General features: G+C 50.8%; 24 protein-coding genes, 1 tRNA gene and 1 pseudogene. 1 reads left to right on the top strand and 25 read right to left on the bottom strand.

Annotated features, from left to right (window positions below; genetic code table 11):
• Positions 1–3: 3 nt before the first annotated feature.
• Together infB and nusA are read right to left on the bottom strand one after the other, a co-directional pair.
• Entirely contained in the window at positions 4–2904 is a 2901-nt protein-coding gene (gene infB, locus LKI20_RS03830; RefSeq protein WP_291770109.1) for a translation initiation factor IF-2, read from the bottom strand.
• A gap of 204 nt (positions 2905–3108) precedes the next feature.
• Entirely contained in the window at positions 3109–4179 is a 1071-nt protein-coding gene (gene nusA, locus LKI20_RS03825; RefSeq protein WP_291770106.1) for a transcription termination factor NusA, read from the bottom strand.
• 78 nt (positions 4180–4257) lie between these two features.
• Between nusA and LKI20_RS03820 the strand changes: the two genes are divergently transcribed.
• Positions 4258–5241, top strand: a complete 984-nt coding sequence (locus LKI20_RS03820; RefSeq protein WP_291770103.1) for a hypothetical protein — start codon at positions 4258–4260, stop codon at positions 5239–5241.
• 105 nt (positions 5242–5346) lie between these two features.
• On the opposite strand, the gene LKI20_RS03815 is transcribed toward LKI20_RS03820, so the two are convergent.
• From LKI20_RS03815 to LKI20_RS03705, 23 genes and pseudogenes are all read right to left on the bottom strand, one after another.
• Positions 5347–6408: an Abi family protein gene (locus tag LKI20_RS03815; protein WP_291770101.1), complete on the bottom strand. Its 1062-nt coding sequence runs from the start codon at positions 6406–6408 to the stop codon at positions 5347–5349.
• A gap of 289 nt (positions 6409–6697) precedes the next feature.
• Positions 6698–6783, bottom strand: a tRNA-Ser gene (locus LKI20_RS03810).
• A 279-nt stretch (positions 6784–7062) separates the two neighbouring features.
• On the bottom strand, positions 7063–7863 hold the full coding sequence (locus LKI20_RS03805) for a transglutaminase family protein (protein ID WP_291770100.1): 801 nt from the start codon (positions 7861–7863) through the stop codon (positions 7063–7065).
• 412 nt (positions 7864–8275) lie between these two features.
• Positions 8276–10349, bottom strand: a pseudogene (locus tag LKI20_RS03800) (circularly permuted type 2 ATP-grasp protein); the annotation flags it as partial.
• Between the two features lie 171 nt (positions 10350–10520).
• Positions 10521–11540: a tRNA pseudouridine synthase A gene (locus LKI20_RS03795; protein WP_291770094.1), complete on the bottom strand. Its 1020-nt coding sequence runs from the start codon at positions 11538–11540 to the stop codon at positions 10521–10523.
• 260 nt (positions 11541–11800) lie between these two features.
• On the bottom strand, positions 11801–12442 hold the full coding sequence (gene rplQ, locus LKI20_RS03790) for a 50S ribosomal protein L17 (RefSeq protein WP_291770091.1): 642 nt from the start codon (positions 12440–12442) through the stop codon (positions 11801–11803).
• A 147-nt stretch (positions 12443–12589) separates the two neighbouring features.
• Positions 12590–13585, bottom strand: a complete 996-nt coding sequence (locus LKI20_RS03785; RefSeq protein ID WP_291770088.1) for a DNA-directed RNA polymerase subunit alpha — start codon at positions 13583–13585, stop codon at positions 12590–12592.
• A 77-nt stretch (positions 13586–13662) separates the two neighbouring features.
• Positions 13663–14061, bottom strand: a complete 399-nt coding sequence (gene rpsK / locus LKI20_RS03780) for a 30S ribosomal protein S11 (RefSeq protein ID WP_015022328.1) — start codon at positions 14059–14061, stop codon at positions 13663–13665.
• Between the two features lie 104 nt (positions 14062–14165).
• Positions 14166–14543 (bottom strand): 30S ribosomal protein S13, encoded by a 378-nt coding sequence (gene rpsM, locus LKI20_RS03775; RefSeq protein WP_034251593.1) that lies wholly within the window; start codon positions 14541–14543, stop codon positions 14166–14168.
• A gap of 128 nt (positions 14544–14671) precedes the next feature.
• A complete protein-coding gene (gene rpmJ, locus LKI20_RS03770) occupies positions 14672–14785 on the bottom strand; it encodes a 50S ribosomal protein L36 (protein ID WP_003814578.1) in 114 nt (37 codons plus the stop codon).
• 22 nt (positions 14786–14807) lie between these two features.
• Positions 14808–15026: a translation initiation factor IF-1 gene (gene infA, locus LKI20_RS03765; RefSeq protein ID WP_033494768.1), complete on the bottom strand. Its 219-nt coding sequence runs from the start codon at positions 15024–15026 to the stop codon at positions 14808–14810.
• A 237-nt stretch (positions 15027–15263) separates the two neighbouring features.
• Positions 15264–15812: an Hsp20/alpha crystallin family protein gene (locus LKI20_RS03760; RefSeq protein ID WP_291770075.1), complete on the bottom strand. Its 549-nt coding sequence runs from the start codon at positions 15810–15812 to the stop codon at positions 15264–15266.
• Between the two features lie 899 nt (positions 15813–16711).
• Positions 16712–16927 carry a hypothetical protein gene (locus LKI20_RS03755; RefSeq protein ID WP_291770072.1) on the bottom strand — a complete coding sequence of 72 codons (216 nt, stop codon included), beginning with the start codon at positions 16925–16927 and terminating at the stop codon, positions 16712–16714.
• A gap of 1 nt (position 16928) precedes the next feature.
• Positions 16929–17072, bottom strand: coding sequence for a hypothetical protein (locus LKI20_RS03750; protein ID WP_291770069.1), 144 nt, complete (start codon positions 17070–17072; stop codon positions 16929–16931).
• Positions 17073–17257: 185 nt separating this feature from the next.
• Positions 17258–17815, bottom strand: coding sequence for an adenylate kinase (locus LKI20_RS03745; protein WP_291770066.1), 558 nt, complete (start codon positions 17813–17815; stop codon positions 17258–17260).
• Positions 17816–18043: 228 nt separating this feature from the next.
• Positions 18044–19372, bottom strand: a complete 1329-nt coding sequence (gene secY / locus LKI20_RS03740) for a preprotein translocase subunit SecY (protein ID WP_291770063.1) — start codon at positions 19370–19372, stop codon at positions 18044–18046.
• 233 nt (positions 19373–19605) lie between these two features.
• Positions 19606–20073 (bottom strand): 50S ribosomal protein L15, encoded by a 468-nt coding sequence (gene rplO / locus LKI20_RS03735; RefSeq protein WP_291770061.1) that lies wholly within the window; start codon positions 20071–20073, stop codon positions 19606–19608.
• 2 nt (positions 20074–20075) lie between these two features.
• A complete protein-coding gene (gene rpmD, locus LKI20_RS03730) occupies positions 20076–20261 on the bottom strand; it encodes a 50S ribosomal protein L30 (RefSeq protein WP_291770059.1) in 186 nt (61 codons plus the stop codon).
• A complete protein-coding gene (gene rpsE / locus LKI20_RS03725; RefSeq protein ID WP_291770058.1) occupies positions 20261–21022 on the bottom strand; it encodes a 30S ribosomal protein S5 in 762 nt (253 codons plus the stop codon). Before rpsE ends, rpmD begins: the two co-directional genes overlap by 1 nt.
• Positions 21019–21390, bottom strand: coding sequence for a 50S ribosomal protein L18 (gene rplR / locus LKI20_RS03720; RefSeq protein ID WP_291770056.1), 372 nt, complete (start codon positions 21388–21390; stop codon positions 21019–21021). The genes rpsE and rplR overlap by 4 nt, the downstream gene beginning before the upstream one ends.
• A gap of 2 nt (positions 21391–21392) precedes the next feature.
• Entirely contained in the window at positions 21393–21932 is a 540-nt protein-coding gene (rplF, locus tag LKI20_RS03715; protein WP_291770053.1) for a 50S ribosomal protein L6, read from the bottom strand.
• Between the two features lie 17 nt (positions 21933–21949).
• Positions 21950–22348 (bottom strand): 30S ribosomal protein S8, encoded by a 399-nt coding sequence (gene rpsH, locus LKI20_RS03710; RefSeq protein ID WP_291770049.1) that lies wholly within the window; start codon positions 22346–22348, stop codon positions 21950–21952.
• Positions 22349–22433: 85 nt separating this feature from the next.
• Positions 22434–22619 carry a type Z 30S ribosomal protein S14 gene (locus LKI20_RS03705; RefSeq protein WP_033494748.1) on the bottom strand — a complete coding sequence of 62 codons (186 nt, stop codon included), beginning with the start codon at positions 22617–22619 and terminating at the stop codon, positions 22434–22436.

The raw sequence follows: 22619 nt of genomic DNA, 5'->3' as shown, positions 1-22619 counted from the left end.
CGGTTACTGTTTGCGCTCAACTTCCTGCATTTCGAAGGTCTCGATGACATCGCCAATCTGAATGTCATTGAAGGAGCCAAGGTTGATACCTGCCTCGTATCCTTCCTTGATTTCATTGACATCATCTTTGAATCTACGCAGTGAGGAAATCTCAAGATCATTGACCGTGACCACACCCTCGCGCATGATGCGTGCCTTGGTACCGCGCTTAACCGTACCGTCCTCGACCTTGACACCAGCGATATTGCCAAACTTGGAAGAGCGGAAGATTTCGCGAATCTCTGAATGAGAAGTCGTGACCTCTTCATACTCCGGCTTGAGCATACCCTTGAGTGATGCTTCGACATCTTCGATGGCGTTGTAAATAACCGAGTAGTACTTGATCTCCACGCCTTCGCGATCTGCAAGCTCTTGGACCTGACGGTTCGGGCGCACGTTGAAACCGATGATAACGGCCTTGTCGACCGTGGCCAGATTGACATCGTTCTGGGTAATTGCACCAACACCGCGATGGATGACCTGAATACCGACCTCGTCGGCTACCTCGATCTTCATCAAGGAATCTTCCAGAGCTTCGACAGAACCAGAAGACTCGCCCTTGATAACAATGTTGAGCATATCGATTTCGGACTTGGCGAATTGTTCCTTGAGGCTCTCCAACGAAACAACCTTGCGACGCTTTGCCAACATTGCTGCACGCTCTGTTGCTTGACGCTTCTCAGCTATCTGACGAGCCGTGCGGTCATCAGGTGCGACCAAGAACAAATCTCCTGCGGTGGGCACCGAAGTCAGACCGAGCACTGCCACAGGTGTCGAAGGCGTAGCTTCGGCCATCGGCTTGCTGTTCTCGTCGAGCATTGCGCGAACACGACCGTAAGACGACCCTGCCACAATGGCATCGCCAACGTGCAAAGTTCCCTGCTGCACGAGCACGGTTGCCACTGCACCGCGACCCTTATCGAGTCGAGCTTCAACAGTTGCACCGCGAGCATCCATGTCTGGGTTTGCGCGCAAATCAAGGGCTGCATCTGCAGTAAGCAAGACCGCTTCAAGCAGCTTGTCAACATTAGTACCCAGTTTCGCAGAAATATCTACGAACATGGTGTCGCCACCATATTCCTCAGGCACAAGACCGAATTCTGTTAACTGTCCGCGAACCTTCTCAGGGTTAGCTCCTGGTACATCAATCTTGTTGACAGCAACAACAATCGGCACCTGAGCAGCTTGTGAGTGGTTAATGGCCTCAACGGTCTGAGGCATCACACCATCATCAGCAGCAACCACCAAAATGGCAATATCGGTGAGTTCAGCACCACGGGCACGCATTGCAGTGAAGGCTTCGTGTCCAGGTGTATCGAGGAAGGTGAGCTTACGCTCGGCACCTTCGTGTTCGACTCTAACCTGATACGCACCAATACGCTGTGTAATGCCACCAGCCTCATGTGCGGAAGTGTTCGTTTTGCGGATGGTGTCGAGGAGTCTGGTCTTACCATGATCGACGTGTCCCATAACAGTGACCACTGGTGGGCGAGCCTTGAGGTTTTCGTCCTCTTGCCCATCCTCTTCCTCTTGAAGATTGATATCGAATTCTTGTAGGAGTTCTTTATCTTCTTCTTCCGCTGAAACAATCTTGATGTTCCAACCGATTTCCTCACCGAGGATTTGGAATGTGGCCTCATCCAAAGACTGTGTGGCTGTTGCCATCTCTCCCAAGTGGAAGAGAACCGTAACTAAAGCAGCTGGGTTGACGTTAATCTTTTCAGCTAGATCAGAGAGTGTAGCTCCTTGACGAAGCTTAACGGTCTGGCCGTTTCCGGCTGGAATGCGTACGCCACCGATAACTGGTGCTTTAATCTCTTCGAAATCATGACGCTTAGCCAGACGGTTCTTACGAGCCTTCGATGATTTACCGCCCTGACGTCCGAATGCACCTGCTGCGCCGCCACGACCGCGACCTGGACGACCTCCTGTTGGACCATTACTTGCTGGTGCACCTGGTGCTCCAGCACCTGCTCCTGCGCCAGCGCCGAAGCGGTTACCTGAGTGCCCGCCTTGGTTACCGCCGCCCTGACCTGGACGTGAGTGTCCCCACTGCCCTGGTTTTGAGCCGCCGCCCTGACCTGGACGACCGCCACGCTGACCTGAACCTGGACGACCGTTACCGCCTGGCCTTCCACCTCGGCCGCCACGACCGTCATTCACGGTTGGGCGTGCCATTGGATGTGGTCTTGGAATATCACCTGGTGTTGGTGTGCTCATTCCCTGACGTCGGCTGAATGGATTATTGCCTGGACGTGGTGATCCGGTCGAATGAGAACGTGGCGATGGATTTGCACCGTTGCCACCCTGCTGCCGTGGATTGCGCGGAGCTGGCTTGGAAGATCCACCAGGACGAGGTCCTCTGGACTGTTGGCCATGAGCATTTCTGTGTTGGCCGTCTTGATTACCTTGATCGTTGCGCTGCGGCCTTGGTGCATGTGGTGCAGGAGTCGCTGATCGAGATGATGAACCCGTTGATGCGCTGGACGATGCAGTTGAGGAAGCATCGTGCTGGGCTGGCTTCGGGGTATGAGCTGTCTGTCCTGCCGCGGTATGACCCTGAGGTTTTGCAGTCGGACGAGCTGCGCTCTTTGCAGCAGGTGCCATTGGTCGCGCATCGCTTGGTGAACGACGTGCTGATGGACGTGGGCTTTGTGGGGCGCTGTGTGAACCATCACGCTGAGATGATTCTTCTCCAGCTGGCTTCGACTGTGGGAAAGCATTCTTTAGCTTACGAACCACAGGAGCTTCTACTGTTGATGAGGCCGACTTAACGAACTCACCCATGTCCTTGAGCTTTTCAAGGACTGTTTTACTATCTACGCCAAGTTCTTTGGCTAACTCGTATACGCGTGCTTTGGGCACCAATTTCTCCTATCCAGACCACGCGCATTGTAGGCGTAGTCATTCTTCGGTGACGGCGAACATATCCTGTCTCATCGTGCGACCATGGTCGTGTTACCTCGTCTCTTTGCCTTGCTTCGGCTCTTATGCTGGTTGGTATTCCAGGCATAGTTAATCGAAGCTTGGATTCCGAGTCTCAAGCATACTCGTGTCTATGGATGTGCGTTACTGTTGTGCTTCGTTCTCAGAGGAAGTCGCTTCGCTCTGAGGTGCTTTAGCTTCTGAAAGCGCTTTGGCATGTGCCTCAGAAGACTCAATCCCAATCTTCCAACCTGTCAATTTTGCTGACAAACGTGCATTTTGCCCCTCTTTGCCGATAGCCAGTGACAACTGGTCATCATGAATGAAGGCAATAGCTGTTTGGTTTTTCTCACTGACAATGTTTACACCGGTTGCCACCGCTGGTGAGAGAGCAGCCGCAACAAATTTCGCTGGATCTGCTGACCAATCAACAATGTCGATTTTCTCAGGTCCAAGATTCTCCATTACCGCGCGAACTCTTGCACCTCCAGGCCCGATTAACGCGCCTTTAGGATTTACACCGTCAGCATTAGCGCGCACAGCAATCTTGCTTCTCGCACCGGCCTCACGAGCTATCGCCATAATTGATACAGCACCTGAAACTAGTTCAGGAACCTCTCGCTCAAAGAGTCTGCGAACCAGCTCTGGATGAGAGCGGGACACAATGATTTCTGGTCCCTTGAGACCGCGGGCAACGTTAACAACGTATACGCGGAGGCGTTCTCCATGCTTGTAACGCTCGCCAGGAACCTGCTCTCGTCGAGGAAGCAAGGCCTCTACATCCCCAACAGCGATATGCACATTGTTGGCGTCATTAACATCCTGCTGGACAACACCTGTTATCAGACGACCTTTTTGGCCAGAGAATGCGCCGAAAATCTTCTCGTCCTCAGCACTGCGGAACAATTGCCCGATAACCTGTCGTGCTGTCGCTGCTGCCAAACGGCCAAAATCTTTTGGAGTATCGTCGTATTCTTCGCCAAGTTCTGGGTATGGATGAGGATTTTCTTCTGTAGGCTCCTGTTTGATTTCGTCGCGTGCCCAAACAGTGAAGCTTCCTGCCCTGTTGTCAATTACCACTCTGGCATGTTTAGCAGCATGAGGTGTTTTAAGATATGCCAGACGCAACGCTTCTGCGAGTGCGCCATCTAAGGTCTCTGCGTCAATTCCCTGCTCTGCAACCAGCTGGTGCATGCCCGCTAGGTCTAGTTCCATTTCAAGACCTCCTATGAAGTTATTAAGTGCCGAATTCCCTACCGGCATGGTCTGCGTCGGATACTACTCTAACGATTCATGCAGACAGTACCAGACCCCATTCAGCTCGCAGCAGCCACCCCTAATTATAATCGGGTTACTCGCGGCTTGGTTGCTGGGATTGTGGGACTTGTGGTATTGCTCGCCTCGTCATGCAGCCCTGCAGGAATTAGTTCTCCGCGTCTCGAAGGACGCGCCGAACAGGAAACTGAGCTCAGTCCATGCGAAGCAGCCTATCAGGGTGCTCAGCAGGACCAAAAGAACTTTGACTCGGCTATCAGCACAGTTCAGCGTGCACAGGCGAGTCGTTCAGCACAGCAGCATTGGATTGATGTGGCTGCTAATTGCACTGGTCGCTTTGCGCAAGGCTCTCTCAATAGTGCACTCGCTACATATCAACTCAGTCAAATCGAGGGAAGCACGGCCTTGTCTGATGCTCTCGCTGTGCTTCCTTCTTCAGAAATCGCTACGAGTAAACTCTCCACCACTGAAGCATCCGCTATTGCTCTTGCCGAGGATCGCGCAGGATTTGGTATAGAGGTGTTAGCTGCGCGTAGTGGTGCTTCTGCAGATTTGCTCGCATTAAGCGATAATCACAAAAGCCTTGCCCAGTCACTCGTATCACTACATCCAGAAGCCAATGATCCGCGTGAAAAAATCTATTCTGTGCAGCAACTGCTTGCTCATCCAGACACCGTCACTGACTCCGCAACCGGCCTAAACACCACCACTACCGGACAGATTGAGATGGATACTGCTAGAGCCGTTATTGAGGCAATGAGTTCGAGTGAAGACGTGACTAGCTCAGCAAACACTGAGGACAAGAATGCTGACAGCAGCGCCAGCTCTTCCAGTAGCACGGATTCCGACTCGAGTGACACTCAAACTAATAATCGCAGCACGGCTGAGAACATCCAAGCTCTTACTGTTGCCGCAAGAATTGTAGCTTCGCGAGCCAGCACCGCATTTGCCCTCGGATTTCCGGCCTTCGACGCTGCAGTTCTCACCGAAACTACCAAATAGTCGGGTTATTTTGAGATAACTGCAATAAAAGTGGAGCAAATTGCAGAAAAATACGTGGGTTTGCTCCACTTTTATTGCAGTTATCTCTTTATAGCCATTGTTGGACTATCGGAGAAGCCTGTCTGCTCCGGTGTTGGGGATACCGAGTAAGTCGTGACGCACAATTTGCGGATCATATCGTCCGAGCAGCTCCCAAAAATCCAGCGCAAATTGTTTGCGTTGATGCAGCGTCGGCTGATGACAGCACAACATCATCAGATATGCGAAAACAGATTGTGCATCTACCTTGCGCTTAGCCTCAGTACGCACCAGCCTGGCTTTTCTAAGATTTACCGTGTTATAAATTCGATTGCCGTGTGCGCTTTTATTACGGAGTCGCACAATGCACAAGAGCGCATTCTGCAAGTTATCAGCAGTACTGTTGAATTGTTTCGCTACAGCTTGCCTGTCCTGACGCTTCAAACATTGGTAGTATCGCACCAGCCTAGAAAACGGCATCGTTTCAACCATCACCCACAGAGGGGCCGTCTGCCTATAGCTACTGTGTTTATGTGACCAAGGAGTGCTCTGATCTTGCTCACCCTCGAACGAATACGCTTCAATTATGGAAAGCGCATCCCGTTTTCGATAATAATATTCAGCTTTGGTGTGCTGATTGTGAGGGCTCTGCATACAGTGCGCTGCAGTAAATACATGAGATATCACTGCTCGAAGCTTTACCTCAACTGCTTCCGAATACCGCAGCAATAAGAATCGCAGTTCCTCATCAAAGTGGTAGATCGTCATAATGTCGCAGAACTGTGTGCCGTCTGCACACCATGCAGTATCGTGCTGAGCTCTGTATTGCAAGCTGTAACCGGTTATCCGGTAATAGTTGATACGTGAGAGAATCTGCTCAACATCATGCGATGAATAACCATCAAAACCGATGTTATGAGCAGCTAACTGCTCACGTTGCATCGAAAGAGAAAATGGCGGCTTCAACGCATGGTGCTGACCGTGAGTTTGAGAGGAATTCGCAGCAGGGTTGGTATCAGGGTTGGTATCACTAGCCTGCGCGGGTGCATCAGTTACGCCGTTGTCCATCATGACATCCCATTCGTTATAGAAAAGGCTACCGTGCATGCAGCCGGTAGCCTTGGCATCCAACGGTTGTTGATTACTCAACTTGTTCCAGGGTGTGGAACACCTTTGGGAAGCTCTCAATACACACCTTATCACAGCGTTTTAGCCAAAAATCGTGCCCCTGTAACCGTGCGCTGCAAGTGTGCGCTGGGCACGTGATTAGTTGAAACTGTGCGAAAGAGCACGGTAAGCTGCCAATCGATACGTCGTCGCGTGCTCATATGCACAGTTCCAGAGATAGTCGTTGCGCAAGATGAGACGTGTTGTTTGTAGCGAGGTGCGAGAAGGGGAAATGAGAAAGGCTCCGAGCGTGAGCTCGAAGCCTTATATGCGGTTGAGGAGAGATTCGAACTCTCGGAGGGTGTTACCCTCACACGCTTTCGAGGCGTGCTCCTTAGACCGCTCGGACACTCAACCATTATCGCCTGCTGCAGCAGTTCACTTAGGCTGAGATTAATGGGTAATCTCTGCTAGGTAATACAGCATCTGCATCAAAGCAACTTGTCTATTATGCCACAGAACTTAGACACCATTGAACTGTTGAGATCACTGTGTAGCTCAAGTACGTAAATCAACCGTATAGATCAACTGTATAAATCAACCCTGCAAATCAATAGATGAAACTGTGCAATATCGCACGCAACACTCGGGATGCCAAGATTACTGAATCAGCGTGCACGCTTTCGCACTTCAAGTTCAAGCACGCTGTTCGTGTACCGAAGCATTAACCCACTGCTCTTGAGTCACATTAGCTCCAGAAAAAATACCAATATCGAGCATGCAATCACGGTAATCACGTCCATGCGCGATAGTGATGTATTCATCGTTGACCAAACGATTATGAGTAGGATCAAGACCAACCCAACGATCTTGGTCATACACTTCTACCCACGCATGGGTCGCGCCCTCTCCCCCGAGCAAACCAGCGATATATCTCGACGGTAGTCCAAGATGTCGGCACACCGACAACATAGTGTGCGCGTAATCCTGACATACACCTTTTCCTAAAGTCAATGCTTCTTCGGCAGTTGTGCGAATGGTAGTTATTCCAGGAGTATACGTAAATGCTTCAAATACGTGCTGCATCACCAAACTTGCTTGATCTATCACTGATAGTTCACCCTGTGACTCAGCGATTTCTGTCTTACAATGGGCAATTAGTGATTTGAGTGACGCACCAGGGATAGTGAGCGCGGAATCAAAACGGTACAGAGGCTTGAAGTCCTCGGGTTTCGTATGGTCATTGTCAACGAAGGCAATGCCTTTTACTGAATACTCAAATGAATCGTGCGGCTCAGGAATTAAACCTGTCATCACCACAGAATCAAAAGCATCATTCTGAGTTTCTAATGCTGTTTCGGGTGCAACACTGACTTTAATATCCACAACCTGCTGACGCGGCCCAGATGCTGGTACGCAGCGCAACTGAAAACGATGATCCGTTACTGGTGCACTGAAACTCAGCTTCATCGCGTAGTCAAAAACCAGTTTCTTCACAGTCCCTCTGTTTCCCAATTACCGGCTGTTTGCAACTAACACCAATTGTGGTGAAAATTCCTTTGCAGCACCGCCCGCTTGTGACTTACCCAACTCTAGCCGACAAATGATAGCTCTTTTATCGGATAACTTACCCCTCTGGTATGCCATCAGCCGTAAGCCTCACGTTTGTGTAGGGATTTTGAATCAGATGCCAAGTATAAGGTAAACGAGAAGACTGCAATTCTGCCATTCTCAGAACACCCTACTGCTAGACTCCGTACAAATCCCTACACAAACGTAAAACTCAACGCGCAAACACCCATTTATGGGCGTCGAGCATCCATATTCATGGCATTCAGGACACTATTTCTGCCAGAATCAAGGTCGAGCACACGCCCTTGGAACTCATTCAGGAATTCCTGAATTCGAACAGCCAAACTCTCATAACCTCTTGCTGGCAGCTGTTGCAACAACAGCTTTGCCCCTGATGCCAAGCACTGTGGCAAAGGCATAGCGTCCAACGTGGCGGCATATACCGAAAGCTTTTTTAACGCTGGGTTCAATTGTTCCGCTGGCAGTCCAAAACGTGTAAATAAATCGATGCGTTCTAGGTACTTACCAATAAACAAAAATCCTTTGAGCACAGGGTCTAAAGCAGAATCCTCAATGCCGCCCCACAAGCAGAGCATGTTGTCAGTGATATCGCGCTGACGATAAATGTTCTCTGATTTAAGATCCCCCTCTGCAGCATCAGTTATAGATTTGACTGCCAATTCAATGTATTGCACCAGATTGGAACCTAATTCTGGCCGCAACACCACAACGTTATTAAACGCACTTTGTACTGAGCTACGTACCGAGTCAGGGTTGCTATCGTCATAGAGGAATGAATGTATGAAAGCATCAAAATCAGTGAAATCATCAGGCAAATCAAGTGCATGAGCAAATGGTCGGAAAGCCTCAACTTGCGTGTCCATTACTAAATCGTAGAAAGGAAAGAACTGCCTGATAGTGGTATACACACGTTCGGAGTATCTTCCCAACCAATACAAGTTATCTGCTTTCGCGGCGGTCACTAAGGCCGGAGTTCGTCTGAACGAATCTCCCAATAATTTCACTGCATCACGTTCAACTTGTTCAGCGTGCTCTGAAGATTCTTTAGGAGAAAGCACCCAAGTGTCTTTGAATCCGCCGCCTTGCGAGGAATTAACAATCATTTCTCCTGGTGTTGACGAGTATCTGGTCAAACCGGAATACCAAACATGCGTCTTTTGACCAGTCAACACAAACGCGCGTAAGTCAGCTTTACGAGGGGTCAGTAACCCGTTTTTCGGGTCAACGATGTCGATGTCTTTGAATTGAATAACCTCCTGCGCTATGAACCTGCGAGGTTCGCGCTGTATACGGTCAGCCAATTCACTTCGCTCTTTCGAACCAAGGCTCGAGCCAAAGACCACACCATATCCTCCGGCCTCCGCCACATCTTTGATCACCAGTTCTCCCAAACGATCGAGCACGGTATGCAAATCCTGCTCAAACATCGGCATATAGGTGGGTGCATTCTGCAAGATAGGCTTTTCGTGAAGATAGTATTCAATCATCTTCGGTACAAAGTAGTACATCGCTTTATCATCAACCGCACCATTTCCAGGGGCGTTCATGATTGCTACATTCCCCGAGCGATATGCCGCCAGCAGACCTGGGATACCAATAACTGAATCAGGGTTGAAGCTGAATGGATCCAAGTATTCATCGGCTAGTCTGCGATAAATCACACCAACACGATGTCTGTTTCCGGCGTAATCGACGAAATATACGCGATTATCAACGACTTCAAGGTCCTCTGGAAATGCGAGCGCTGCACCGGTTTTTTCTGCCAAATATGAGTGCTCAAAAAATGCTGAGTTTTGACGACCTGGTGTCAGTATTACCGCGATACCTTCGGTCGATACGAAATCCATTGATTTCCGCAGTAAACGTGGATAGGCCCGATTATCCCTGATGCGGACATCGCGGAATAAGGTCGGATAAATTCGTCGCTCAATGTCTCTCACGAAGAGTGGATAGCTGGCCCCTGATGGGATGCGTAAATTATCTTCAAGCACCCACCACTGTCCGTCCTCTCCTTGCACTAAATCCTCACCGGCAATATGGGCGAACACTCCACCAGGAGGAGTCACACCATTTACTTGTGGGAAGTAGCCTACCGAGGTGTACACGTATTCTTCCGGAATTACGCCATCTTTGATGATGTTTTTATCTGAGTAGATATCCCTTAAGCATGCATTCAATGCGTCAACGCGCTGTTTGAGCCCTGCTTCTAACTGTGTAAATTCCGAGGATTCGATGATGCGAGGAATCGGATCATAAGGAAAGAGTCGATCTTCGTATTGACCATTGTCGTAGATGCCGAATCGCACCCCGTTTCTACCCAGTTCACGATTAATGGACTCCCGCCGTCCAACCAATTCTCTAGCGAGATTTTGCGCAATGGACTCAAGCATGATCTGCTCCATTTCTTCGCCGATTAGCGAGTATCGAAGCAGCTGTGCATTGCTATCGTTTGTACACCAATAGCAACAACACAAGGGATACGATACTTTCTTGCACCGAATCGGGTGAATTGATTAAGCCTAAGAGTATGCGCTTTTCGTTACCGATGCTATCTGGCGGTGTTACGAATGAGCTTCGCCGTAGTTATCTGGTAACGCTCGTTTAGCACGAATATGTTCTGCTCGTGCTGCTAGTAATTCATCCGCTGGGTAAGCAATGTGTTCCAAGGTCAGACCGGAAGCATCTGCTGGTCCCGTAGAACCTTCTCGCAAAGGGTGATGCAATTTGTTGATAAACCATGCCTCGTCACGCTTGCCAAGCCCGATCTGTATAGAAGCATTTACTAGGGAGCGCACCATACTCCGTGCGAAGGCGTCTGCAACGATGCGCATAATAATTAGTCGACCACTTTCAAGCGAGAAAGATTCATCAGTGGGCTGAGTGTTGATGCTCTGGTCGGTGCCAGTAACTGCGCCAGACATTTCACTCGCGCCGTCTATGGAGGCATGATGGTGAACTCCAACGGAGTTTTCGCCTGGATGAGTATTTGATAATCTGCTCCAACGGACCGATTTGACTTCACGTATTGTGGTGCCACCCTCATTTGGTGTAGCAAAAGAACCAAAGTCATGTAAGCCGATGCAATTGGACATCGCAGCGTTCATCGCTTCTATATTGAGATGCCCTTCCACTCGAGTTACACAGTTGCGAATTCGTGGATCATAAATCGTGGAAGAATCACTGACACGATATACGTACACTCGCTCAAGAGCGGAAAAGCGGGCGTCGAAACCTGAAGGGGCCACTGATATGCGGTGAATGGCGATATCTGGGGGAAGAATGTGTCGGAGTCTATGTTCAAGTGCGGCTACTGGGGAAAGCGACATATGACCGACCGCTCGTTCCAGCAATTCCTCTTGTACGTCCAGGTGACAGCTTTGATGACTGGCGTGAACTCCTGTATCAGTTCGACCAGCGACAACGAGACGAATCGGCGGATGCTCTGTGTCTAGATGCAATATGCGGCACAAACAGTTCTCCATCACACCCTGGACTGTGCGCAAATGCGGTTGACAGGCCCATCCGTGGAATTCCGAGCCATCATATGCGCAATCTATTCGTAATCGAAGCACATCAACCATTCTTTCATACCCCGTATTCGATTGTGTAGGGATTTTCGATAAGACGGCAATCACGATTGTTGCAATTCCGCCATTTTTGGCATGGTAAACGGTCTATATCGAAAGAAATCCCTACAGAAACGGCAGCTCAGCACGATTGGCCTCAAAAATGCACTTGAGGTCGGACAATCCAGTGATTGTCCGACCTCAAGTATGCTCAAAATGCTCAGCTAGCAAATCAAACGCTCTCGTAAGAACGTACATTGCTTGTCGAGTGAAGCTTACTCAGCCTTCTCGGCATCCTCAGCGACGTCAGCATCTTCCTCAGCGGCAGCTTCGGAAGCATCTGCAGCAGCCGCATCTTTTTCGAGATCAATTGCGGTCTCGTTTGCGGTTTCCACGTCAGTACCCTTGTCATTCGCTTCGACAGCCTGCTCGACTGCATCCGCGCCAGCACCTTCAACGATTGCTGCATCAACTGCGGCGTTCACTTCTGCTGCTTCGTCCTTAGCTGCAACCTTAGTAGCGGCTTCGGCTTCTTTAACAGTCGACTGTTTTGCTGACAATGGCTCAGTTACGAGCTCAATAACAGCCTGAGGTGCATTGTCACCATGACGTGCAGCAATACGAGTGATACGTGTGTATCCACCCTCGCGCTGTTCCATCTGCTCAGCAATCTGAGTGAAGAGGATATGCACTACAGTCTTGTTGCGAATGACGCGCATTACGCGACGACGGGAATGCAGATCTCCGCGCTTGGCGAAGGTAATCAGGCGTTCGGCCACAGGGCGCAGACGCTTTGCCTTAGGCAGCGTGGTCGTAATCTGACCATGCGTAAACAGGCTCGTTGCCATGTTGGCGAGCATCAGCCGCTCATGGGCTGGGCTTGAGGCCAGACGTGGGCCCTTCTTTGGTCTTGGCATTATTTCTCCTTATAGGTTCCGCACTCCCCAGGTGGGCATATGCCCGATCATCCAGAGGACGGAATAGTAAACGATGGTGAATTCCTCCACCTAAAAGACGACAACCATAACGGTGCGGATGTTTCAATCACACCCGCACCACAAGGCTTACTCGTCTTCAGGTGAGAAGAAGGTTCCACCTTCGAGATTGGTGGTATCGAATCCCAGCGGTGAAGCCTTGAGAGACATGCCCATAGTTTGGAGCTTCTCTTTAACTTCGTCGATAGACTTCATACCGAAATTGCGAATATCGAGCAAATCCTGCTCAGTATGCGCGACAAGCTCACCAATGGTGTGGATGCCTTCACGCTTGAGGCAGTTATATGAACGCTGCGTAAGGTTCAGATCCTCAATCGGAACGGCCAACTCTGGATTCGTCTCTTCGACGACTGGAGCTGGTCCTACTTCCACGCCTTCAGCCTGCGTGTTAAGTTCGCGGCACAATCCGAAGAGCTCAACAAGTGTTGAACCTGCGGATGCGACTGCATCACGAGGTGAAATAGCTGGCTTAGTTTCTACGTCAAGGACTAGCTTGTCAAAATCGGTACGCTGCTCGACACGAGTAGCTTCGACCTTGTAGCTGACCTTAAGCACTGGGGAATAAATTGAATCCACAGGAATACGGCCGATTTCGTCGCCATCCTGCTTGTTCAGCTGAGCAGACACGTAGCCGCGTCCGCGCTCAACGGTGAACTCAATTTCCAGTTCCCCATCCTCCGCGAGATTTGCGATATGCAAATCAGGGTTGGCGATAACTACACCGGCGGGAGGAGTGATATCTCCTGCAGTTGCCTCGCCATTCCCGCTTTTACGCAGATACATGACGACCGGCTCGTCATACTCGCTGGTCAGCACGATGCCCTTGATGTTGAGCAGGATCTCAGTGACATCCTCCTCGACGCCTGGCAGCGTGGTGAACTCATGCAATGCGCCGGAGATGCGAACCGAAGTCACAGCAGCCCCCGGAATGGAGCTCAGGAGCGTGCGACGCAGCGAATTACCGAGCGTATAGCCGAAACCGGGCTCAAGTGGCTCGATGGTGAAACGAGAACGTTGAGAATTGACGACTTCCTCAGTAAGTGTTGGACGCTGTGCGATAAGCACTGTTGTTATCCTTTCAGCTCTGGTCGGTGGTGCACTCACCGACGTCAAGCGGGTGGATGGATGGGTTTCTTAAGTGCTCAGACGCGACGGCGCTTGGGTGGACGGACGCCGTTATGCGCTTGTGGTGTGACATCGGAAATTGAACCGACCTCTAGTCCTGCGGACTGCAGGGAACGGATCGCGGTTTCACGACCTGAACCTGGGCCCTTCACAAAGACGTCAACCTTCTTGACGCCGTGCTCCATAGCCTTGCGAGCGGCTGACTCAGCAGCCATACCTGCGGCGTAAGGAGTGGACTTCCTTGAACCCTTGAAACCAACATCGCCACCTGATGCCCATGCGACGACAGCGCCGGATGGATCGGTGATCGATATGATCGTGTTGTTGAATGTTGACTTGATGTGCGCCTGCCCTACCGGTACCGACTTGCGATCCCGACGACGGGGCTTGCGCGCGGCTTGCTTCGCAGCTGCCATTGACCCTCGTTTCCTAATACCGAATTATTACTTGTTGCTCAGACGATGGAAAGTGATCTCTGGAAATTCCATTGATTCTACTCCGTGGACTGAGGCAAGGCCTACTACTTAGTAGCCTTCTTCTTACCTGCGACTGTACGCTTCGGTCCCTTGCGAGTACGTGCGTTAGTCTTCGTGCGCTGTCCACGCACTGGGAGACCTCTACGATGACGCTGACCTTGGTATGAGTTGATCTGGATCTTACGGCGAATATCTGCATCGATTTCACGACGCAAATCACCCTCGATCTTGTAGTTGCCTTCGAGGTAATCTCGCAGCGTGATTAGCTGCTCATCCGTGAGATCCTTGACGCGGGTATCTGGATTGATTCCAGTCTCGGCAAGAGTTTTCTCGGCGCGAGTACGGCCTACACCAAATATATAGGTGAGGGCTATTTCAATACGCTTCTCATTGGGGATGTCGACTCCGGCAAGACGTGCCATTGCGATTCCTTAGTGTTCCTACGCAGGTTATGCACCGAGTCGTCCGGTTTCCCGGCCCAGGCCTGCGTGCCCGGGGTTCAGCATTGCTGTGACTCAGCGCCTTATGCTATTGCCGCTGGTTGGTCTGCTCAGCCTTGACGCTGTTTATGGCGTGGGTTGGTGCAGATCACCATGACGCGGCCGTGACGACGGATCACGCGGCAGTTCTCGCAGATCCTCTTCACACTTGGGCTGACCTTCATGGTTTTCCTTTACTTGTACCTTTTACTTGTAACGGTACGTAATACGTCCACGGTTCAAATCATATGGACTCATTTCGAGCACGACACGATCTTGTGGAAGAATGCGGATATAGTTCTTACGCATCTTTCCTGAAATCGTAGCGAGCACAATGTGTTTGTTTTCCAGTTCGACGCGAAACATTGCATTAGGCAACGCTTCCGCAACTCGACCTTCAACTTCAATCACACCGTCTTTTGCCATGAGCCTCATTCCGTTCTTTGGACGTATTACACTGTTATGTCCGAAGACACACCAAATTGCAAATATAGCAGTCATGTCGGATATGTGCTATAAGGGCTTTATTGGCGTGTCGCGAAAGTTACCCCCAGCTCTAGCGCGGGGAAATGGGATAACTGCATCAAAAGGGCAGCTTTTGGTGGGATTTCCATGCCAAAAGCTGCCCTTTTGATGCAGTTATTGTTAATTGAAGTGAATTGCTCAGCTTTCGATAGCTATTGTGTGGGACTGCTCAACCTGTGGAGTAACGTTCTTAGGAACTTGCAGGCATAGTGTGCCATTTTGATACTTGGCGTGAATGTCCGACTCTTTTACATCTGAGCCGACATAGAAGCTGCGAGAGCATGAACCGACATAACGTTCACGACGCAACCACTTGCCACCTTTTGTAGAATCTTGCGTGCCACTCTTCTCGGAGTCATCTGCCTTTGCGCCGTCCGCGGCGCCCTCGTTGCCTGCGCTATGGTTTTCCTCGCGACGGGCAGATACTGTCAGATAGCCATTGTCGAATTGAACCTTAATATTGTCCTTGTCAAAACCTGGCATATCAATGTCAACATCGTATGAGTCTCCGTTATCCTTCACGTCCGTGCTCATAAGTTCAGCACTAAGCATTGGTGCAAGCGCAGAGTTGTCAGGGCTTACATTCGCCGTGGTATTGCCACGAGAACCACGCCATCCCGCGAAGAACGGATCATCAAAGAGATCACTAAAAATTGAATCATTCATCAAAGCTGGAAACATTGCCATAATCAATACTCCTTCATCGTGCATTAAGGAGGAGAAGCAGTTTGGCGACAGGTCGCGTCGGCATCCGGTATCGCTCTGGAATACCCAACCTGCTTGGTGGCTGCTTCCGGAACCCTTTGTTCAGGTTCCTTCGTTACCTTTCACTTCACACAATAGGCAAGCGGGGCAGAGACTTCCTGTCTTTTACCGACAGTGAAAACTTGAGCATACATAGCTCAAGTTTTGAATTTTTATGCACGAAATTGATGTCGAATTTTCCTGGTCATTATCGCAAAATATCCATGTGCCAGTGCATCCTGAAAGCCCACTCCTCAGCTTTGACGCCTGCAAATCAAAGGCACCAGTCCAAAGACAGCTGCTGAAGACGTCTGTTAGAAGGAATTACACGCGCAAAATCACACAGTTCCAGAAGATGTCACATCAGCTGACTCGTTTGCGATTACGTAAAAGCATGAAGACAGTCACCGCGACGACTATAAACAGCAGCGCAGCGACACCTAAAATCACCATACGAACAAGATGATCCCCGGGTGCATCATCGGGATCTGGGATCGGCACAGGTATACCCTTTTGTGTCGCCGACACCGGCAGACGCTGCGTATTGATGCCAATCGCTCAGCAAGTCATCAGGGTTATGCGATCCACTTTGTATCCCAATGTTTCCTTCATGGTTTGCACATAGAAGAAGTCGCCTTCTTGCATCTCCCCCAAACGAGAGAAAACACGGAATAATATCTCAATAGGTGAAAGCCCGATTCCCGAGCGAACTCATTCGTGACCGCATTCGAAGACTTATATTATTGACCTCCACGCTTCGAGTCTAGGCTCACACAAGTCGTCCCAGAGCTCCGACTTCGACGAGGTCAGCACTGGGTGGCGGATCATCGCAGCTCCCCTAGCTACTCTTCCTGCTTTGGTTGCCGATGCTGCACGGCATGGCGCTTTCGTTGTACCTTCAGTGCCTTACGCGACACCCGTTGCCGGTGCGCAGGCATGTCTTCGCGCAAGCGCAGCAGTTCGATGGGAGTGGAGCCGGTTCCGATAGGATCTAGGCCATCGAACCATTCAAGGCGATTCAATACACGGAGTACGGCTGCGAGAGTGATCAACGACACATCATGACCATTTTTCCAAGCGACGAAGCGTGGCGATACCGAGATCCGCGCGCTCGGTGAGATCAATCTGTGACATCCCTGCGGTTATACGCAACTGTCTGACTTGGTTCCCTACTGATTCGGTCGCCCCGCTGATTCGTGCCATGGTACCTACATATCAAATATGATTGTTTATTGCGGTCTGTGACATTATCTACTCAGATACGATATGTTAATTCATGACGTTACAGGAGAGGAACAAGATAACTGCAATAAAAGTGCAGATATTCGACGACAATTCGTCTGAATATCTGCACTTTTATTGCAGTTATCTGCTACTAGCCCGGAGGTTCAGAGTTTGCTGATGATTGTCGCGGATATTTCAGCGATTTCACCAACACCGTCAACCTCAACAAGTTTTCCGCGGTTACGGTAGATATCGAGGATAGGCGCAGTCTCGTGTTCATACACATCAAGACGCTTAGCAATGGCTTCTGGGGTGTCATCTGCACGAGCTTCAATTTCAGCGCGCTTGGTCATACGCTCCATCAGTACTGGACGGTCTGCTGTCAGTGCGACCGCAGCGTCTAGAGGTGTGCCGAGCTCTTCAAGTATGGCATCGAGCGCTTCAACCTGCTCGGCATTTCGTGGGTACCCGTCAAGAATCCAACCCTTGGCTACATCTTCTTGAGCCAGACGATCTTTCACGATGTTATTCGTCAGTTCATCAGGGACAAGCAGGCCCTTATTCATGAACTTCTTTGCTTCTAGTCCGAGTGGGGTGCTGTTCTTCAAGTTGTAACGGAAGATATCACCGGTAGAAATGGCTGGGATGTCAAAATGCTTGGCTAACAACTCAGCCTGAGTGCCCTTGCCGACTCCCTGCGGTCCCATAATCAATAATCTCATTGCGTGATCCTTTGCTGTCAATATATACCGTGAAGTATTACTCCTCCACCTCGAAATTGTGCAAGTAAGCACGTTCGCGTGCGTAAATCTCGCTCTTCGCGTGTTTACTTTCACAGTTTCCGGGTGAATACAGAGAAACTGTGCAAGGAGACACGTTAAGCCCCGCCATACGCAGAGTGTTGCGTGTTGTATTGCACAGTTTCCGAAAACTGAACAGTGAGTGAGTGCTCAGTCCTTGTGCTCTTTGCCTTCGAAAAGGAAGCCAGCGTACTGGAACTGCTCGGTCTGTGCACGAGCCTGACGCAGAGTATCCAAACCAACACCTGCAATAATCAGAATCGTAGTACCGCCGAATGGCAGCTTGCTACTGATGCTGAGTACCATAATCAATACCGTAGGAATGAGTGCAACGAACAGCAAGTACACAGCACCAACGGTGTTTAAGCGATTCATCACATAGGTGAGGTATTGACTGGTAGCGCGACCTGCTCGAATCCCCGGAATGAAACCGCCATACTGTTTCATGTTGTCTGCAGTCTCGTCAGGGTTAAACGTGATTGAGGTGTAGAAGAAGCAGAAGAACACAATCATCAGCGAATACAGACCTATGTACCACACTGAAGTGGTGCTCGCCAAGTTCTTATTAATCCAAGTCACCCAGCTTTGATCTGTCTTACCGAACTGAGCAAGAAGTGTTGGGATTGCCAGAATTGATGAGGCAAAGATTGGTGGGATAACACCTGACATATTGATCTTCAGTGGCAGGTAGGTGGAAGAACCACCATACATTTTGCGTCCAATCATGCGACGAGTGTATTGCACTGGGATGCGGCGCTGGGAAAGCTCAACGAACACCACGAAGATAAGAATGACAAGTAGCACAGCGGTAACAATACCGAACTTCTTCCAGTCACCATCAGTTCCGTTGGTGCCCCAACCAATTTCCCAAAGCTGTGGCAGGAAGCCCGAGCAGATGGACATGAAAATCAACACGGACATACCGTTGCCGATGCCCTTATCGGTGACCAGCTCGGCCATCCACATAATCAGGCCGGTTCCGCCTGTCATGATCAATACCATAACCAACAGGTTCCATGGAGAGCTATCTGGAATGACCTGACCACTGCATGCATAGTTGAATAGCGCGCCCGAGCGAGCTGTAACCAAAATCGTGGTTGACTGCAACACTGCAAGCCCAATAGTCAGATAACGAGTGTACTGAGTGAGCTTTGCCTCACCTGACTGCCCTTCCTTGTGGAGAGCCTCAAAACGTGGAATCACCACACGCAGCAACTGAACAACAATCGATGCGGTGATGTAAGGCATAATACCCAGTGCAAAGATTGAAAGTTGCAGCAAAGCGCCACCCGAGAAGAGGTTCACCAGTCCGATGAAGTCCTCGCTACTCGCTGAGGTGATGCACTGCTGCACGACCTTATAGTCCACTCCTGGGGTAGGAATAAACGAGCCTATGCGATAGATGATAATGATGCCAAAGGCAAACAGAATCTTGTTTCTGAGCTCTTTGGTCTTGAAGGCCTGGATTAAGGTCCGCACCTGGGTTTCCTCCCTGTAAACATCCAAAGCATGGCATTGAAACGGTCTGCTGCAGCCGTGGCAGCCCAAACTGCTCAACGGCAGCAATCACCGAATCAATACATATGCCGACACACTAGTATCTGAGTCTAGCCCAATCGACACGGAATGACACACACATATGACAATGACCTCCCCCAAAACGGGGAAGGTCATTGATACATTGTGGTGCTCATCCCCTTGGGACTAATAAATCAGTCCTCGGAGATTGAGCCTCCAGCGGCCTCAATCTTAGCCTTGGCGGAAGCCGAAGACTTCACACCTTTAAGTGTAAATGGTGCGGAAACTTCACCCTCACCAAGCACCTTGACAGCAAATCCGCTGCGGACCGCGCCCTTGGCTACTAATGCCTCAACATCGACATCTCCACCCTTGGGGAACAGCTCAGAAAGAGCTGAAAGGTTCACTACCTGGAATTGCTTCTTGAATGGGTTTTTGAAGCCACGAAGCTTCGGCAGACGCATATATAGCGGCATCTGTCCACCTTCGAAACCAGGACGAACCTGATAACGAGCCTTCGTACCCTTGGTTCCACGACCTGAAGTCTTACCCTTCGAGCCTTCACCACGACCAACGCGGGTGCGATCCTTCTTTGCACCTGGAGCTGGACGCAGATCATGCATCTGCAGGATATCTACCTGCTGTTCTTCAGTGTTAGCCATGGTCAGTCAACCTCCTCGACGGTGACCAGATGACGAACCTTGTTTACCATACCGCGGTAAACAGGAGTGTCTTCACGAGTCACGCTCTGGCCAATCTTGCGCAGTCCGAGAGAATGAACATTCTCTTGCTGCTTGATGTTGGAATTCACCAATCCCTTGGTCAGTGTGATCTTGATCTGCTTCGCCATCACTCACCTTCCTTCTGGTCGGTGGCTGCCTTGGCCTTAGCTTCTTCACGAGCCTTGCGAGCCTCAGCAATGCCTTCTGCACGAGCGCGAAGCATGGCGTCAGGAGCAACCTCTTCTAGAGTCAGACCACGGCGAGCCGCGATCTCTTCTGGCTCTTCGAGCTGCTTAAGCGCTGCAACGGTCGCACGCACCATGTTGATAGCAGTTGCTGATCCCATGGACTTGCTCAGGATGTCGCTGATACCGGCGCACTCGAGTACTGCACGCACAGGACCACCGGCAATAACACCAGTTCCTGGAGCGGCAGGACGCAACAGCACGGTTCCAGCTGCTTCGTGGCCAATTACCGGATGGGTAACAGTGCCGCGAACGCGTGGGACAGTGAACATGTGCTTCTTGGCATCCAGCTGACCCTTAGCAATAGCTGCAGGGACCTCGCGAGACTTGCCATAGCCAACGCCGACGGTGCCGTTACCGTCGCCCACAACAACGAGTGCTGCGAAGCTGAAGGTACGACCACCCTTGTGAACCTTGGCTACACGGTTGATGGTTACCACGCGGTCGAGAAGCTCATCACGATTGTCATCGCGATCATGACGACCACGGCGACCTTCACCACGACGGCCACCTTCGCCGCGACCACCGCGACGACCACCCTTGCGGTCATCGTTGCGATTGTCATTACGGTTGTCAGTTGTGCCCTGGGTGCTCTGTGATTTTTCAGCCACCTGAGTTTCCTTATTGTTCTGGTTCTCGCTCACAGTGCCAAACCTCCCTCACGTGCGCCCTCAGCAACAGCTGCAACGCGGCCGTGATACTTGTTGCCACCGCGATCAAACACGACGGCTGAGATGCCTGCATCTTGAGCCTTCTTGGCTACCAGCTCGCCAACCTTCTTGGCTGCCTCTGCCTTAGTTCCCTTGAAATCTGAGAACGATGCAGTCAATGTTGATTCGCTTACCAGAGTGACACCCTTGCTGTCATCAACAATCTGAGCGATGACATTGCGGTTCGTACGGGTGACGACCAAACGTGGACGCTCGGCAGTGCCGATAACGTGCTTGCGCAGACGGGCGTGACGACGCAGACGAGCTACGTTCTTTCCTCTGCCCATAATTCGGACTGTCATGCTTACTTACCAGCCTTTCCGGCCTTGCGCACAATGTGCTCGTCCGCATACTTAATACCCTTGCCCTTATAAGGTTCGGGAGCGCGAAGCTTGCGGATGTTCGCGGCCACCTGGCCAACAACCTGCTTATCCGTTCCGCGGACGATTACTTCGTTCGCGTTAGGAAGCTCAAAGCTGATGCCCTCAGGAGGGTTCACAGTGATGGTGTGGGAGTAACCGAGGAAGAACTCGAGGCCCTGTCCCTTAGCTACCACACGGTAACCGGTTCCTACAATCATCAGATGCTTTGAGAAGCCCTCGTGCACACCCTGAACCATCGATGCAATAATCGAGCGGCTCAGACCGTGACGTGCACGGGTTGGCCTGAGATCATCAACAGGAGTAATGAGGATGTGTCCATCCTCGATCTTTCCGGAAATGCCCTCAGGGAGAACGTATGAATCTGTACCCTTTGGTCCCTTGGCCGAGAAGGTGCCGTTGTCAATTGCAACGTCAACACCCGCTGGAATGGCGACAGGGAGCTTACCAATATGCGATGCCATGTGTCAGCTCTCCTTTCTCACCACACGTAGGCGACAATTTCGCCGCCAATGCCTCGGTCGAGGCACTCTTTTTGGGTTAATAATCCCGAGCTAGTCGAGATAATAGCGATACCAAGACCTCCAAGAGGCATTGGTAGCGAATCAGACTTCGTGTAGCGACGCAGACCAGGCTTCGAGACACGCTTGATGCCCTGAATGCTCTGCTCTCCGTGTGCTCCATACTTGAGGTTCAGCTCAAGAGTCTGACCGACCTTCGCCTCTTTGGAGGAGAAGTCAGCGATGAAGCCTTCACGCTTAAGAATCTGTGCGATATTCGCTTTAAATTTTGAATACGGCATATCCACGGTTTCGTGTTTTGCCGCACTCGCATTACGCAGACGCGTCAGCATGTCTGCGATAGGATCTGTCATTGTCATGTGGGCTTGTGCCCTTCCTCGCGGTGGTTTCCGCCGCTCTCACACTGAAATCAGTGCTCGAACCGCGGACCTTCAGCGTCGATCTTTACCAACTGGACTTCGTAACTCCGGGCAGTTCGCCACGGTGGGCCTTCTCGCGAAGGCAAACGCGGCACAAGCCGAACTTGCGGTATACGGAATGAGGACGACCGCAGACCTCGCAGCGCGTGTAGCCACGTACCTTGAACTTCGGCTTTGCGGCCGCTTTGTTCTTCAGAGCGGTTTTCGCCAT

The sequence above is a fragment of the Bifidobacterium sp. genome, from assembly GCF_022647885.1.
Classification (GTDB): Bacteria; Actinomycetota; Actinomycetes; order Actinomycetales; family Bifidobacteriaceae; genus Bombiscardovia.
This window is presented reverse-complemented; position numbering and strand designations above follow the sequence as displayed.

Bases quoted from the DNA above. Each gene is read 5' to 3' on its own strand.
- rplR (WP_291770056.1), bottom strand. From the start codon at position 21,390: ATGACAGTCCGAATTATGGGCAGAGGAAAGAACGTAGCTCGTCTGCGT.
- LKI20_RS03705 (WP_033494748.1), bottom strand. From the start codon at position 22,619: ATGGCGAAAACCGCTCTGAAGAACAAAGCGGCCGCAAAGCCGAAGTTC.
- nusA (WP_291770106.1), bottom strand. From the start codon at position 4,179: ATGGAACTAGACCTAGCGGGCATGCACCAGCTGGTTGCAGAGCAGGGA.
- rplQ (WP_291770091.1), bottom strand. From the start codon at position 12,442: ATGCCAAGACCAAAGAAGGGCCCACGTCTGGCCTCAAGCCCAGCCCAT.
- rpsM (WP_034251593.1), bottom strand. From the start codon at position 14,543: ATGGCACGTCTTGCCGGAGTCGACATCCCCAATGAGAAGCGTATTGAA.
- rplO (WP_291770061.1), bottom strand. From the start codon at position 20,073: ATGGCTAACACTGAAGAACAGCAGGTAGATATCCTGCAGATGCATGAT.
- rpmJ (WP_003814578.1), bottom strand. From the start codon at position 14,785: ATGAAGGTCAGCCCAAGTGTGAAGAGGATCTGCGAGAACTGCCGCGTG.
- LKI20_RS03745 (WP_291770066.1), bottom strand. From the start codon at position 17,815: ATGAGATTATTGATTATGGGACCGCAGGGAGTCGGCAAGGGCACTCAG.
- rpsK (WP_015022328.1), bottom strand. From the start codon at position 14,061: ATGGCAGCTGCGAAGCAAGCCGCGCGCAAGCCCCGTCGTCGGGATCGC.
- rpsH (WP_291770049.1), bottom strand. From the start codon at position 22,348: ATGACAATGACAGATCCTATCGCAGACATGCTGACGCGTCTGCGTAAT.
- LKI20_RS03820 (WP_291770103.1), top strand. From the start codon at position 4,258: ATGCAGACAGTACCAGACCCCATTCAGCTCGCAGCAGCCACCCCTAAT.
- LKI20_RS03795 (WP_291770094.1), bottom strand. From the start codon at position 11,540: ATGGTTGATGTGCTTCGATTACGAATAGATTGCGCATATGATGGCTCG.
- rplF (WP_291770053.1), bottom strand. From the start codon at position 21,932: ATGGCATCGCATATTGGTAAGCTCCCTGTCGCCATTCCAGCGGGTGTT.
- LKI20_RS03750 (WP_291770069.1), bottom strand. From the start codon at position 17,072: ATGGCACGAATCAGCGGGGCGACCGAATCAGTAGGGAACCAAGTCAGA.
- LKI20_RS03760 (WP_291770075.1), bottom strand. From the start codon at position 15,812: ATGGCAATGTTTCCAGCTTTGATGAATGATTCAATTTTTAGTGATCTC.
- rpmD (WP_291770059.1), bottom strand. From the start codon at position 20,261: ATGGCGAAGCAGATCAAGATCACACTGACCAAGGGATTGGTGAATTCC.
- infA (WP_033494768.1), bottom strand. From the start codon at position 15,026: ATGGCAAAAGACGGTGTGATTGAAGTTGAAGGTCGAGTTGCGGAAGCG.